10 protein-coding genes are annotated in these 14,101 nt (G+C 70.3%); 7 read left to right on the top strand and 3 right to left on the bottom strand.

Annotated elements, in window-relative coordinates:
• Positions 1 to 3: 3 nt before the first annotated feature.
• Entirely contained in the window at positions 4 to 2,898 is a 2,895-nt protein-coding gene (locus tag ACWDY5_RS25465) for a glycosyl hydrolase family 95 catalytic domain-containing protein (protein ID WP_449724675.1), read from the bottom strand.
• A 300-nt stretch (positions 2,899 to 3,198) separates the two neighbouring features.
• On the opposite strand from ACWDY5_RS25465, the gene ACWDY5_RS25460 reads away from it, so the two are divergent.
• The 4 genes from ACWDY5_RS25460 to ACWDY5_RS25445 all read left to right on the top strand — a co-directional run bounded on the left by ACWDY5_RS25460 (position 3,199) and on the right by ACWDY5_RS25445 (position 7,811).
• Entirely contained in the window at positions 3,199 to 4,302 is a 1,104-nt protein-coding gene (locus ACWDY5_RS25460) for a glycoside hydrolase family 88/105 protein (protein WP_449724731.1), read from the top strand.
• Positions 4,303 to 4,465: 163 nt separating this feature from the next.
• Complete coding sequence (locus tag ACWDY5_RS25455; protein WP_449724674.1) at positions 4,466 to 4,813, top strand: effector-associated constant component EACC1; 348 nt, start codon at positions 4,466 to 4,468, stop codon at positions 4,811 to 4,813.
• The gene (locus tag ACWDY5_RS25450; protein WP_449724673.1) at positions 4,814 to 6,277 is read left to right on the top strand and encodes a caspase family protein; all 1,464 of its coding nucleotides are present in this window, start codon (positions 4,814 to 4,816) and stop codon (positions 6,275 to 6,277) included. It begins immediately after the preceding gene.
• Between the two features lie 169 nt (positions 6,278 to 6,446).
• Positions 6,447 to 7,811: a caspase family protein gene (locus ACWDY5_RS25445; protein ID WP_449724672.1), complete on the top strand. Its 1,365-nt coding sequence runs from the start codon at positions 6,447 to 6,449 to the stop codon at positions 7,809 to 7,811.
• 4 nt (positions 7,812 to 7,815) lie between these two features.
• On the opposite strand, the gene ACWDY5_RS25440 is transcribed toward ACWDY5_RS25445, so the two are convergent.
• Together ACWDY5_RS25440 and ACWDY5_RS25435 are read right to left on the bottom strand one after the other, a co-directional pair.
• Positions 7,816 to 8,796, bottom strand: coding sequence for a GGDEF domain-containing protein (locus tag ACWDY5_RS25440; RefSeq protein ID WP_449724671.1), 981 nt, complete (start codon positions 8,794 to 8,796; stop codon positions 7,816 to 7,818).
• Between the two features lie 622 nt (positions 8,797 to 9,418).
• Positions 9,419 to 10,642 (bottom strand): MFS transporter, encoded by a 1,224-nt coding sequence (locus tag ACWDY5_RS25435; RefSeq protein WP_449724670.1) that lies wholly within the window; start codon positions 10,640 to 10,642, stop codon positions 9,419 to 9,421.
• 162 nt (positions 10,643 to 10,804) lie between these two features.
• Between ACWDY5_RS25435 and ACWDY5_RS25430 the strand changes: the two genes are divergently transcribed.
• From ACWDY5_RS25430 to glgX, 3 genes are all read left to right on the top strand, one after another.
• Positions 10,805 to 11,074: a glutaredoxin domain-containing protein gene (locus ACWDY5_RS25430; RefSeq protein ID WP_252485587.1), complete on the top strand. Its 270-nt coding sequence runs from the start codon at positions 10,805 to 10,807 to the stop codon at positions 11,072 to 11,074.
• Positions 11,071 to 11,817 (top strand): class I SAM-dependent methyltransferase, encoded by a 747-nt coding sequence (locus ACWDY5_RS25425; protein ID WP_449724669.1) that lies wholly within the window; start codon positions 11,071 to 11,073, stop codon positions 11,815 to 11,817. The genes ACWDY5_RS25430 and ACWDY5_RS25425 overlap by 4 nt, the downstream gene beginning before the upstream one ends.
• Before the next feature lie 115 nt (positions 11,818 to 11,932).
• Positions 11,933 to 14,095 carry a glycogen debranching protein GlgX gene (glgX, locus tag ACWDY5_RS25420; RefSeq protein ID WP_449724668.1) on the top strand — a complete coding sequence of 721 codons (2,163 nt, stop codon included), beginning with the start codon at positions 11,933 to 11,935 and terminating at the stop codon, positions 14,093 to 14,095.
• Positions 14,096 to 14,101: the final 6 nt, after the last annotated feature.

The following is a 14,101-nucleotide window of genomic DNA, read 5'->3' as shown; positions in this document are numbered from 1 at the left end:
TCCTCAGTCGGGGTTGGTGGCTTTCTCCAATGTCACGGCGAAGACGTGCGAACGGGGTTTCGTGCTGGCGGGCAAGGTGATCGCGCGCAGTCGCCGAGCGGGGTCGGCGGCGAGAATTTGGTGGAACACGGTGGCTCTGCGGTCCACGGGTCCGGTTCGGGTGTGGATCTGGTTGGTGCGCAACGGTTCACTCTCCCCGAAGGCGGCCGGGGAGAGCCAGTCGGTGAGGGCGAGGCGGACTGGGGCGGTGCTGCCGTCGGCGTAGTGCAGGGTGGCCGCGGTGTCGGTGTTGCCGTTGTCGCTGGCGCCCAGCAGGTGCAGCTTCCGGTAGTTGCCCTCGGGCAGTTCGAGGGTCTGTCCGGCGGCGATGACGTTGTTCCTGGTGCCTTCGTGGCCGTTGGTGAAGCGGAACGGCACGCCGTCGTTGGTGAGGGAACCGTTCTGCGGCAGCGCACCGGAGGGGTAGGTGCGGCCGGTGCCGTCGAAGTCGCCGTCGCCGAGGTAGAACTCGTTGGTGATGCCGTCGTTGGTGTAGAAGGGTTCCAGGTCCACGGTGACCATGTCGCCGCCGGGTGGCAGCGGCGGCAGGCCCCAGGGCGCGGCGGGTGTGGTGACCGTGACCGGGGCGATGGTGAGGTCAGGCCGGGCGCCGGCGGCGTGCACGATGACCTCCTGCCCGCGGCGCAGCTCGATCTCGATGGTGTCGCCGGTGCCCTGCTTGTACCGGTGCGGGCGGCCGTGCGTGTCGCGCACGGTGAGGCGGCCGGGGATGCCGGTGCGGACCCGGCAGGGCTCGCCGGCCAGGCTGCGGATGCGCACGAACTCGGTCTTTCCGTTGCGGCGCACCGCGCTGACCAGGAACGCGCCCTCGGTGCGGAAGTCGTGCAGGGTGACCTCGGCCCATTCGCCCGGCACCGCGGGGAAGATCCGGATGATGCCGCCCCAGCTCTGGCAGAGCATGTCGTGCAGGGACTGCATGCCCGAAAGCGGGGTCTCGATGACCGGCCCGGCCTCGTAGTACATGGTGTTGGGCTGGAGGAAGCGGGCGACCAGCTCGCGCAGGTACTTCAGCGCGTCGTCGCCGCGGCCGAACTGGCTGGCGATCGAGGCGGCGCCGGTGAAGCTGTAGCCGCGCAGCGCGCCCTCGAAGCTGATCCAGTGCCGGAGCGAGCGGTCGATCAGCTCGCGGTGCTCGGGCTGTTCGGCGGTGACCAGGTAGAGCGGGTAGACCATGAGCAGGTGCGAGTAGTGCCGGTGCGACTTGGCGAACGGCACGCCCGCGCCGATCATGAAACCGTTGCCGTCCACCGGGTAGTCGACCAGGGTGTCCAGCACCTCCCGCCAGCGCGGGGCCAGCGGGTCGTGCACGCGCAGCAGCCGCACCGACTCCAGCAGGGTCGCGCAGCTCCAGCGGATCAGCGCCAGGTCGTAGTTGCAGTCCGGCGCGCTGCCGTACTCCGGGGAGAAGGTGGGCGGCAGGTGCAGCTTGCCGTCCGGTCCGGGGGCGAGGAAGTGCAGGTAGTAGTTCATCGCCTTGCGCAGCAACGGGTACAGCACCTCACGCAGCACCCGATCGTCCATGCTGTGCCGGTAGGTCAGCCACACGTTGTGCAGCAGCCACGGCAGGTCGCCGACCTCGGGGTCCGGCGAGGTCTTCCCCGGCACGCCGACAAATCCGGCGTCGTCGAACTGGGCGTCGGTGCTGCGGCGCAGTCCGGCCGAGTCGTGCCGGTACTCCGGGCGCAGGCCGTCGACGAGGGTCTGCCGGTGGGTGGCCAGGGTGCGCGGGATCGGGTCCAGCTCGGGGTGCCCGGAGCCGTGCACGGGCCAGTACTGCAGCTGGGCGTTGAGGTTCCACCACACCGAGGGCCAGGGCGTCGGCTCCAGCCAGGGCCCGGTGGTGGCCATCACCGGGCCGCTGGCGCGGGAGGCGCTGGCGAGCTTGTACAGCTGGATCCAGTAGAAGCTCTGCAGCAGACCGTCCGGAATGGACAGGAAGCTGCGGCGATAGCAGTCGTGCCACCAGTTCCGGTGCTCGCGCAGCAGTTCGTCCTCGCCGGTGAGCGCGGCGCGGCGCACGGTGGTGCGGGCGAACTGCTCGGCGGTGGTGTCCGGGTAGGTGTGCGCGACCGAGAGCAGCAGGGTGGTCTCGTTGCGCCCCTTGGCTTTGCGGTAGGCGGTGGCGGTCTGGCCACCGGCCACCATGGGCTGCACGACCAGGTGCACATCGCCCGCGGTGCGGAGCTCAGGGGCCGGGTTCCGGGTGAAGTCCTTGGGCGGGTCCTCGCGGATGGTGCGCGGGCTGATCGCCTCGGCCGGGTGGAAGGCGAGGGTGAAGTCCCGCTCGCCCGCGCTGGGGCGCACCGAGATCCGCAGCAGTGCGCGGACGCTGTGCACGATCGCGCGGATCTCCAGGCTGCCGCGGTCGGTGGTGATGGTGCCGCGCAGTTCGGCCTGCCATAGGTCCAGCCGTAGGTCCACGCCGGTGATGGCGCCGACCGGGGTGAGCAGCAGCCTGCCGACCGGCAGCCTGGCCACGCCCCACTCGTTGCCGAAGCTGGGCCGGTGGTCCTGGACCTGGCTGTGGTCCACGGTGAAGCGCAGCGCGTTGGCGCCGGGTTCGCGGTAGACGCTGGTGGCCAGGAAGCCGTTGCCCAGGAACGGGCCCTCGTACCAGGTGCGGGGCACCCGGGCCCAGCGCAGGTCCTGCGCGCCGAGGAACTCCGCCCAGGCCGCCTCGGTGCGCATCCGGTCGCGCAGCCCGGTCCCGGCGGCCTCGACCGGCTCGGCGGCCAGGGCCTGCCCGCTCAGCGGCCCGGCCAGCGATCCGGCGAGTGAGCCGGCCACCGCCGCACCCAGGAAGCCCCTGCGGGAGATGCCCGCGGTCCCCTCGTCCATCAGCACCTCGTCCGTACGTGGCAACTTATACAAACGTTGCTCAAAGATCGGATGTGTGGCCGACCCGAGCGTAGGACTGGCCAAAACCGCCGTCAACCTGTCATTCCGGCTACTCCATGGGCAAGACAACGCCCTCTGGCCCTTGACAGGTTCCCCCGACCCCCGGTGTGCTGGACGAACCGCCACCGCCTCGCCGCCACCGTTCGCCATGAGATCGGATGATTACCTTTACATCGAGAGGTGGACGACGTGATCACGACAACCCGCGCCCGCGGGCTGGTGCTCGGCCTGCTGCTGGCCATGACCACCGCGCTGGGCACCCCGGCGGCCGTCGCCGCGCCCGCGCCGGAGGACTGGTCGAAGGCGGTGGTGGACTCGACCATGAAGCGCTACACCCCCGCCACGCTGGGCGGCTGGAGCTACACCAGGGGGCTGTACCTGTACGGCCAGTACCTGGTCTACAAGCGCACCGGGGAGAAAAAGTACTTCGACTACATCAAGGCGTGGGTGGACCGCTTCGTCAACACCAACGGCGAGATCAGCAACAACTTCACCAACCTGGACGCGATGCGCTCGGCCACCCTGCTGATCATCCTGCACGCCGAGACCGGGCAGCCGAAGTACAAGAAGGCGGCGGACAAGCTGCGCAACCGGTTCCCGGCCTACCCGAGAACCAAGGACGGCGGCATGTTCCACGCGGCCGGCAAGGTGGGCCAGCTGTGGGCGGACGGGGTGTACATGGCACAGCCGTTCATCGCCGACTATGCCAAGCAGTACAACGAGACCTACGGTTACGACGAAGCCGTCCGCAACCTGGCCGCCTACTTCAAGAACCTCAAGCACGACAACGGCCTGCTCTGGCACGCCTATGACGAGGACGGCTCCGAGCCGTGGGCGAACAACCCCGGCAGGCACTCCGCCGAGCACTGGGCACGAGCCATCGGCTGGTTCGGCATGACCGCCATCGACATCCTGGAAGTGTTGCCCGCCAACCATCCCCGCCGAGCCGAGGTGATCGCCATGGTGCAACACCTGGCCCGCGGCTACCAGCGCTACCAGGACGCGGCCACCGGACGCTGGTTCCAGGTGGTGGACAAGCCCACCGCGAGTGGCAACTGGACGGAGACCTCCGCCTCGGCGATGTACACCTTCATGCTCTCGCGCGGGGTGGAGCGGGGGTACCTGGACGCCAGCTTCAGCGCGGTGAGCCGCAAGGGGTACCAGGGCGTGCTGGCGAAGGCGAGCGTGGGCTCGGACGGGCTGACCAACGTGCGGGACATCAGCGAGGGGACGAACGTCGGGGACCTGTCGTACTACTTGAAGCGACCACGGAACACGAACGACTTCCACGGGCTGGGCGCGTTCCTGATCATGAACGAGCAGCTCCGCAAGACCGGGGCCTGAGCCACCGACGGTGGGCTCGCGGTGACCATCGCGCGGGCCCACCGTCGATATATGCGAAATCTTTGCCCGGACGTGACTTGTCCGCACATCCGGATCGGGTCCACTGCGCTAGCGTCATCGCTCTGAGTAATCAATAGTACCCAGAGGGCGAGCAATGGCCGGCGTGAAGATCGAGATAGGCAATGAGGACTCCGAGGAGCTCCGGGACCTGGCCGGGTGGTTGCGGGGCGAGGATGACCTGCGTGGGCGGGTCGATCTGGCCAGCCGGCCGGTACGTCCCGACGAGATGGGCGCCGAGCTGGAGGCCGTGGTGATCCTGGTGACCAGCGGGACGGCGGCCGCACTGACCCGGTCGTTGCTCGGCTGGCTGAACCGGCGGACGGACGCGCGGCGGGTGTCGTTGAAGATCCGGCCGAGCAAGGGTGGTGAAGTCACCTTGCAGTGCGGGTCAGCCGACGAGGCGCAGGCCGTGCTGGCCGAGGTGCGCAAGGTTCTCGACAGCGAGGCCTGAATGGTCCGGCCGCCTGACCCCCGGTTGTCCCGCGCGGTGCTGATCGGCACCAGCGACTACGAGCACCAGGACGAGCTGCCGCTGCTGCCCGCGGTCGGCAACAACCTGAGCGACCTCCGTCGGGCGCTCACCGATCCGGACACCGGCATCTTGGGCTGGGACCAGTGCACCGTGATCGACACCCCGGACTCCCCCGCGAGCCTGTTGGCTCGGCTGGCCGCGGCGGTGAACCAGGCCGAGGACCTGTTGCTGGTCTACTACGCGGGCCACGGAGAGCGAAACCAGGCCGGACGGGACCAGCTGTTCCTCACGGTGCGCGGGACGACCCGGCGCAACCTGTGGGGCACCGGGGTGCCGTTCGAGTCGGTGCGGGACATCATCGAGAGCTCCTCGGCACAAACCCGGTTGCTGGTGCTGGACTGCTGCTACGCGGGGATGGCGATGGGCACGATGTCCGGCGCGGGGCTGGACATCCAGGACGTCGACGTCCGTGGGACATCGGTGATCGCGTCTTCACCGCGCAACGAACGCTCGCTCGCACCGGTGGGCGAGCGGTACACCACGTTCACCGGAGAGGTGATCCGGCTGCTCCAGGACGGGTCGCCGCTGCCGGGCACGCCGCTGACGGTGCGGCAGCTGTTCCGGTCGGTGTCGGCCGCGCTGGCCCGACGGGATCTGCCGCGCCCCAAGGGGAACCTGGGCGACACCAGCGGGGATCTGATGCTGCGGCGAGAACCGGCGGCACCTGAGCCAGCCCCGGTCGCCATGACACCGCCAAGCCCCGCACCGCCGACGATCCCCATGGCCCCGACCCCGAACCCACCTCCGGAACAGCTAGGGCTGGCCCCCCTGCCGATGGACTTCCTTTTCCCACTCCCGGTCCCCGCCTTCGCACCGGTGAGCGCCGGCCCGCCGCCGTCGGACACCGGACTTCGGTCACTGGACACTGCCCCGCCCACCTCGCCGCAACCCCTCCCGCCGTCAGCGCCACCGTCACCCGATGACCAGCTGCCTCGCTTCTACTTCCTCCTGGAGGCCTGGTCCAGGTTCTGCACCATGCTGCTGTGGACACTGTTGATCCTGCTGTCCTCCCTCGGCCTGTCCAGCGTCCTCGACGGCATGCGCGGCGTGACGGGCACCAACCTGCCGTTGGCCGTGGTGGGCCCCGCCCTGGCCGGGGTGTGCGGGCTCATCCTGTACCTGCGATACCGGAACCTGGTGCGCTTCGGCCGGACCCGCCCTCGGCTGGATGACGTGCGGCCACGAGCCGCCCTCGTCCTGGGTCGAGTGGGGACCGTGGCTTTGTGGACAGCGGTGCTGCTCCTCGCCGTGATCGTGATCGGCATCGCCGTTGACCCCGGAGACGCCCCATCCTCGATCTACCTCATCGCAGCCGAGGGCATCGGAGGCGTGACCTACCTGTTCATCCGCCGAAGCCGCCCACTGGACGCCTTCCACTGGTGAGCGCTCGGCCTCCCGTTGCCACCGGCGGTGGTGGCCGAAGCTTTGCGGCAACGTGACTTGTCCGCACACTCCCGCCGCGCCCGCTGGGATAGCGTCATCGCTTTGAGTAATCGACCCTGCGGGGGACGTGATGATCGGCCCGATCACCATCAACACCGGCGAGGCCTAGGTGCACCGGCCGCCGGAGCGCCGGTTGTCCAGGGCGGTGCTGATCGGCACCAGTGACTACCTGCACGCCGAGGAGCTGCCGCCGCTGCCCGCCGTCGGCAACAACCTCGCCGACCTGCGCCGGGCGCTGACCGATCCGGACACCGGCATCCTGGACCGCGGCCAGTGCACGGTGATCGACACCCCGGACTCCCCCGCCAGTCTGCTGGACCGGCTGGCCGCGGTGGCTGGGCAGGCCGAGGACCTGTTGCTGGTCTACTACGCGGGGCACGGGATCCGGCATGCGGTCAAGGAGCGGTTGTTCCTGGGGGTGCGGCAGACGAGTCAGCGCAGCCTGTGGGGTACCGGGGTGCCGTTCGACTCGGTCAGGGAGATCATCGAGGGCTCGCCGGCGCGGACCCGGTTGCTGTTGCTGGACTGCTGTTACTCGGGGCTCGCGGTGAGCACGATGTCGACGGCGGGGGTGGACATCCAGGAGGTGGACGTGCGGGGGACGGCGGTGATCGCGTCCTCGCCGCGCAATGAGCGGTCGCACTCGCCGGTGGGTGAGGCGCACACCGCGTTCACCGGGGAGGTGATCCGGCTGCTCCAGGACGGGTCGCCGTTGCGGGATGCGCCGTTGACGGTGCAGCAGTTGTTCCGGTCGGTGTCGGCGGCGCTGGCTCGGCGGGAACTGCCTCGGCCGAAGGGGAGTTTGGGCGACACCAGCGGGGACCTGTTGCTGCGGCGGGAATCCGGGCGGCCGGGCGCGGAGGCCAAGGTGCGGGCCGCCCTGGAGCCGGTGCGGCTCGGTGCGGAGGTGGCGGACCCCGCGGTGCGGAGCGCAGCTGAGCCGGTGCGGCCAGATGCGGAAGTGGCGGAGCCCCCGGTGCGGGTCGCGCCGGAGCTGGTGTGGCCGGGGCTGGCGGTGGTGGCCGCGACCAAGCCGGTCCAGCCGGTGCCGTACGTGCCGCCGGGGCCGCCCTCCGTCGAGTACCTGCGTGGCCGCCCCATGCCGACCTCCTACTTCCTCCGCGTCCTCGGCTCGGCGCTGACCACCGCCCTGCTCTGGCTGCTGTTCGCCTACCTGAGCGGCCAGGGCGCCGGCGTGCTGCTGCAGGCGGCCCTCGCCGGTTCCCTGTCGCCGCTCGCGCTGGCGATGCTGGTCGTGGGGTTGATGTTCGGGCTGGTGCTGCGGTTCCGGTACCGGGTGCGGGTGTTGCGCGGGCCGCGGTGGCCTCGGCTGGCCCAGGTGCGGCCGCGGCTGGCGCTGGGGCTCTACCGGGCAGCGAACGTGCTGGTGTGGGCCGCGTTGCCCGCGCTGGCGGTGGAGGCGATCGTGGCCGACCTCTACCTGATGCGCAGGCTCAACAAGCTCAGCTGGTGAGGGGTCAGGCCTCGCGTTGTTCCGGCAGGCGGACCGCGGCCTCGGCGGCCTCGACCCGGTCGCGGCCGCTCTCCTTCGCCCGGTACAGCGCGGCGTCGGTGGCGGCGACCAGGCTGTCCAGGTCTGGACCGTGGTCTGGGGAGATGCCCAGGCCGACGGAGGTGGTGCGGTCGTCGATGATGACCACGTGGCCGCCTCGGCGGTGCGTGGTGGGGACCTGCATCTCGCGGACCCTGGCGCGGATGCGCTCGGCCACGGTGTGCGCCTCCAGGCGGCTGACCTCGGGCAGCAGCACGATGAACTCCTCGCCGCCCCACCTGCCGACCAGGTCGCCCGCACGGGTGCTCTCGCGCAGGACCTCGGCCACCGCGCGCAGCACGTCGTCGCCTGCCACGTGGCCGTAGGTGTCGTTGATCGACTTGAAGTGGTCCAGGTCCAGCATGAGCAGCGCGGCCTGGTGGTCGGCGCGGACCAGGGTGCGGTTGGCGCGGTCCAGCCAGCCCCTGCGGTTGAGCAGGCCGGTGAGGGCGTCGGTGGAGGCGTCCCGCTCCAGCTGGCGCAGCAGCGCGATCCGGTTCAGCACGGCGGCGACCGGGACCAGGGCGAAGGCCAGGAACGGGTTGTGGATCAGCACCACGGCGGCGACCGCGCCCAGGGCCACGGTCATGGCCTCCAGGGCGTTGTCCGGGGCGGTGCCGAACAGCTCGGTCAGGTCGGGCTTGGGGGTGCTCAGCGCGATCACGCCCGCGACCACCAGCAGCTGGGTCAGGCCGTAGCTGAACCCGGCGGCCGCGGTGGTGCCCGCCTCGGCGAGCATGGTCAACGGGTGGGCGCTGGTCCAGGCCGGGGTGCCGAGCAGGTCGAGCACCTCGTGCGCGGACAGCGCGGCGAGCAGGATGCTGCTGGTGCTGAAGGCGAACCGGAACAGCGGGCGGCGCGCGATGAGGTAACGCTGCGTGCGAATGGCGATGACGACCAATGCCATTAGCGGCACCGGCAACAGCAGAACCGCGGGCAGGGTCCAGATACTCGTAAGATCAATATGCGGGCCCGGTGTGCTCCCCCGGCGTTGTTCCTCGGTGCGCCGGGACAGGTGCACGTGCGCCGCACCGCAGGCGATGAGGACTAGACAAGTCAGCCATTCCCGGCCGGCGGGCGCGTCCATGGCCAGCGCGGATGTGACTAGAGCAGTCAGCACCACCGCCTCGACTACCAGCAGATAAACGATTACCCGCCGAGGCAGCGACCACAGCGCCCATTTACTCGGGCGAATTCGTGCGAACGATTCCCGCTTCTTCGTTTGGCCGGTGTGCGACTGACCCCCCACACTGTTCATACCTCTATCCCGTGTGCCCGGCACACGGGTGTCGTGTAGCTGCGGCCTGAGCGTGGCGCTGACCTCCCGGGGAGGTGGTCTCCGTGTCCGACCGCGACTGGTGAAGGTCATGGCCGTCCCCTTTCGCCCGCACCCACCGCAGCCGACCGGAGGTGATTCCCGTGACTGACCGCGACTGGTGACTCTCGCTTGGTTTGTCGGCGCCGCAGCCCGGCGTCGTTACACCGGTGTACCCCGTTTTGCACTCCGTGTGACCGGCATCCGCTGAGTCTCACACCCATGACGGACTCACCGGACCTTCCTGACGTGACCGCCGCCATGCCCACGCGGCCGGAACCGCCAGGACCAGGCCAACGGCCCCTGCCAGGGTAACCGTCGTGCTCGGGCTCCCGACCAGCTCCGTGGTCACACCGCCCGCCACGACGCCCAGACCCTGCACCACGCGGAGCCCGGTGCGAGCCACGCCATAGGCCGCGCCCCGGTCCGCGTCCGGCACCGCGGCCATGAACTCGGCCGCCGCCGTGACCTGGTAGGCGGCCAGCGCGCCCGAGATCGCGAGCAGCACGAGCGCGCCCGCCAGGCCCACCCCGGCGAAGCCGAGCAGGGCCGCGACCGAGCCGACCGCGAACACCCCGAGCAGCCGGAGCCGGGTCTCGGTGCTGGTCCAGCGGGTGAGCAGGAAGGTGCTCAGCGCGTACGCGGCCGGGTCCACCGCGAGCAGCCAGCCCACCGCGGCCGGGCCAGCGCCGTACTCCAGGGCCAGTGGCGCGGCCAGTCCCTCCGGCACCACCGCGATCCCGGCCAGCCAGGACAGCCCGAGCAGCGCGCGCAGCCGCCTGCTCCGCCACACCACCCGCACCCCTGAGGTGCTCCTGACCTCGGCGGCGACCGTCTCGCGGGCCGCGGGCCGGTGCTTGACGCCGAGTTGGACGAGCAGCGCGACCATGGCGAAGGTGACCGCGTCGATGGCCAGCGCGAGATGTGGTCCGAGCAGGCCGACCGCGAGGCCGCCGCCGGCCAGGCCGAGCAGCATGGCCGCGTTCGCGGTGATCTGCCGCAGCGCCTGCCCGGCCTGGTAGACCTCGCCGGTGAGCACCACCGGCACGGTGGCCGCCTGGGCCGCGGCGAACGGGGCCTGGGCGAGCTGGACCAGCACCAGCAGGGCGGCGACCAGCCACAGCGGCATGCCGGGCACGGCCATCAGACCGACCAGCAGCGCTTGGGCAAGCGAGGTGTGCACCATCACCGGGCGCCGGGGGTAGCGGTCGGCCAGCCAGGACAGCAGTGGACCGGCGACCAGCTGGGGCAGCATGGTCAGCGCGTAGGCGCCCGCGGTGAGCAGGGCCGAGCCGGTGCGCTCGAAGACCAGCAGTGAGAGCGCGACCTTGGCCAGCTGGTCTCCCACCACCGACTGGAGCTCCGCGAGCCACAGCGCACGGAACTCGGCGATTCCGAACGCCGCGATGAACCCGCCCTGCCGCGACACATCGAACACCCTAGAAGCGCACGAAAGCGCACGCTTGTCTCCAGGCAGGTCCTACCGGAAAAGAGCAACACAGGGTGCTTGCCGGTGACGGTAGGTCGTCAAAACCGCCACTCTGCGCTGGCCCATCGGTCGGATTTGGCTAGGCACGGTCGCTGCGGGTAAACGTGAGGTATGAGCGAGAACGCGGTGGAGTTCTACTGGCGGCCGGGCTGCGGCTTCTGCATGAGCCTGGAGCGAGCGCTGAACCAGGCGGGGCTGCCGTATCGCAAGGTCAACATCTGGGAGGACCCGGAGGCGGCGGCGCGGGTGCGCTCGGTGGCCAACGGCAACGAGGTGGTGCCCACGGTGTTCGTCGGACCGGCCGCGATGGTCAACCCGAGCATCGGCCAGGTCACCGCCGCGGTCCGCGAGCACGCGCCAGAGCTGCTGCCGCAGGCATGACCGACTGGGAGCCCCTGGCGGGCAGGCTCGCGCACGAGGCGCTGGCCGAGGGCGCCCCGACCGCCTGGTTCGACCGGCTTTACCAGGCCGGCGCGGACGGCGGGGTGGACATGCCGTGGGACCGCCAGGCCCCGCAGCCGCTGCTGGCCGCCTGGGCCGCCGGGAACGGGCTGTCCGGGGCCGGCTCGCCAGGGGCCGGGCAGTCGGGTGCTGGGCAGGCTGGGGCCGGACTGGCCGGTGCTGGGCAGCCTGGGGCCGGGCAGCGGGCGGTCGTGGTCGGCTGCGGGCTGGGCGCGGACGCGGAGTTCCTGGCCGGGCTGGGCTTCGCCACCACCGGCTTCGACATCTCCGAGACCGCGATCCGGACCAACCGGGAGCGCCGCCCGGACTCGCCGGTGCACTACACCACCGCGGACCTGTTCGCGCTGCCGCCGGAGTGGCACCGCGCCTTCGACCTGGTGGTGGAGATCTTCACCGTGCAGGCCCTGCCCCGTGAGCTGCGCGAAGGCGCGGTGGCCGGGGTGCGCGAGCTGGTCGCGCCCGGCGGCACGCTGCTGGTGATCGCCCGCTCCGCCGAGCAGCCACCGGCCGAGGCCGACGGGCCGCCGTGGCCGCTGGTGCGGGCCGACCTGGACCTCTTCACCGCCGATGACCTGCGGGAACGCCAGGTGGAGCGGGCCGAGGACACCGGCAGGCCGAGCCGGGGCAGCTGCTGGGTCGCGGAGTTCGAGCGCCCGAGGTAGCTGTTCACCTACCCGCCGCGATGGTGAACGTTCGCTTCGCTAGCGTTGTCGCGCCAGATTATGGGCATTACCCACAGGACAGCGTCGTCCCGCGACAACTCACCCTGGAGCAGCCATGCGGCCGTGGCCCGGCCACGCCTATCCCCTCGGCTCGTCCTATGACGGCGCGGGGACCAACTTCACCCTCTTCTCCGAGGTCGCCGAGCGGGTCGAGCTCTGCCTGTTCGACGAGGACGGCACGGAGACCCGGATGCGCATGCCCGAGGTCGACGGCTTCGTCTGGCACGGCTACCTGCCGGGCGTCGGACCCGGCCAGCGGTACGGCTATCGGGTATATGGACCACACGATCCGGCGAACGGTCTGCGGTGCAACCCGAACAAGCTGTTGCTGGACCCCTACGCCAAGGCCGTGGACGGGCAGATCGACTGGGACGAGTCCCTGTTCGGGTACCGCTTCGACGACCACGAGGAGCGCAACGACCTCGACTCGGCGCCGCACGTGCCCAAGTCGGTGGTGATCAACCCGTTCTTCGACTGGAACAGCGACCGGCCGCCGCGCACCCCGTACAGCCAGACGGTGATCTACGAGGCGCACGTGCGCGGGCTGACCATCCAGCACCCGGAGGTCCCGCACGAGCTGCGCGGCACCTATGCCGGGCTGGCGCACCCGGTGATGATCGAGTACTTCAAGGAGCTGGGCGTCACCGCGGTGGAGCTGATGCCGGTGCACCAGTTCATCACCGACCACCACCTGGCCGAGCGCGGGCTGACCAACTACTGGGGCTACAACACCGTCGCCTTCTTCGCCCCGCACGACGGCTACGCCGCGATCACCGCACAGGGCAACCAGGTGCAGGAGTTCAAGGCGATGGTGCGGGCGCTGCACGAGGCCGGGATCGAGGTGATCCTGGACGTGGTCTACAACCACACCGCCGAGGGCAACCACCTCGGGCCGACGCTGTCACTGCGCGGTATCGACAACGCCGCCTACTACCGGCTGGTGGAGGACGAGCCGCAGCACTACATGGACTACACCGGCACCGGGAACTCGCTCAACGCGCGCAACCCGCACACGCTGCAGCTGATCATGGACTCGCTGCGGTACTGGGTGACCGAGATGCGGGTGGACGGCTTCCGGTTCGACCTGGCCTCCACGCTGGCCCGCGAGTTCTACGACGTGGACAAGCTGAGCGCGTTCTTCGACATCGTGCAGCAGGACCCGATCATCAGCCAGGTCAAGCTGATCGCCGAGCCGTGGGACGTCGGGCCCGGCGGCTACCAGGTCGGCAACTTCCCGCCACTGTGGACGGAGTGGAACGGCAAGTACCGGGACACCGTGCGCGACTTCTGGCGCGGCGAACCGGCCACCCTCGGCGAGTTCGCCTCGCGGATCACCGGATCCTCCGACCTGTACCAGGACGACGGCCGCCGCCCGTACGCCTCGATCAACTTCGTCACCGCGCACGACGGGTTCACCCTCAACGACCTGGTCTCCTACAACGACAAGCACAACGAGGCCAACGGCGAGGACGGCCGGGACGGGCACGACGACAACCGCTCCTGGAACTGCGGGGCCGAGGGGCCGACCGACGACCCGGAGATCAACGAGCTGCGGGCCCGGCAGCGGCGCAACTTCATCGCCACGCTGTTCCTGGCCCAGGGCGTGCCGATGCTCTCCCACGGCGACGAGCTCGGCCGCACCCAGCGGGGCAACAACAACGCCTACTGCCAGGACAACGAGCTGTCCTGGGTGGACTGGTCGCTGCTGGAGTCCAATGTGGACCTGCTGAACTTCACCAGGGCCACCGCGCGGCTGCGCAGGGACCACCCGGTGTTCCGGCGGCGTCGGTTCTTCCGAGGCAGGCCGGTGCGCAAGGGCGAGGAGCTGCGCGACATCGCCTGGTTCACCCCGGCCGGTGAGGAGATGACCGAACAGGACTGGGAATCCGGGTTCGGGCGCTGCATCATGGTCTTCCTCAACGGCGACGGCATCACCGACCTGGACGCCAGGGGCGAACGGGTCACCGACGACTCGTTCCTGCTCTGCTTCAACGCCCACGACGGGGAGATGGAGCTGACCGTGCCCAACTCGGACTACGGCCAGGAGTGGGCGGTCGTGCTGGACACCGCCACCGGTGAGGCGCTGGCCGGCTCCGGCGGCGGTGTGGTGACCGGGGTGATCGCAGGCGGCACACCCACCCAGGCCCGCACGGTCCGCGGCGGGGAGACGATCAAGGTCGTCGACCGGTCGCTGCTCGTCCTCCAGCGCACCGACTGACCAGCT

It is taken from the genome of Crossiella sp. NPDC003009, from assembly GCF_053591555.1.
This window is presented reverse-complemented; position numbering and strand designations above follow the sequence as displayed.

What these genes read in the sequence shown, in the direction of transcription:
- ACWDY5_RS25430 (WP_252485587.1), top strand. Translation starts at nt 10,805, where the DNA reads ATGAGCGAGAACGCGGTGGAGTTCTACTGGCGGCCGGGCTGCGGCTTC.
- ACWDY5_RS25465 (WP_449724675.1), bottom strand. Translation starts at nt 2,898, where the DNA reads ATGGACGAGGGGACCGCGGGCATCTCCCGCAGGGGCTTCCTGGGTGCG.
- ACWDY5_RS25425 (WP_449724669.1), top strand. Translation starts at nt 11,071, where the DNA reads ATGACCGACTGGGAGCCCCTGGCGGGCAGGCTCGCGCACGAGGCGCTG.
- glgX (WP_449724668.1), top strand. Translation starts at nt 11,933, where the DNA reads ATGCGGCCGTGGCCCGGCCACGCCTATCCCCTCGGCTCGTCCTATGAC.
- ACWDY5_RS25450 (WP_449724673.1), top strand. Translation starts at nt 4,814, where the DNA reads ATGGTCCGGCCGCCTGACCCCCGGTTGTCCCGCGCGGTGCTGATCGGC.
- ACWDY5_RS25440 (WP_449724671.1), bottom strand. Translation starts at nt 8,796, where the DNA reads ATGGCATTGGTCGTCATCGCCATTCGCACGCAGCGTTACCTCATCGCG.
- ACWDY5_RS25460 (WP_449724731.1), top strand. Translation starts at nt 3,199, where the DNA reads ATGACCACCGCGCTGGGCACCCCGGCGGCCGTCGCCGCGCCCGCGCCG.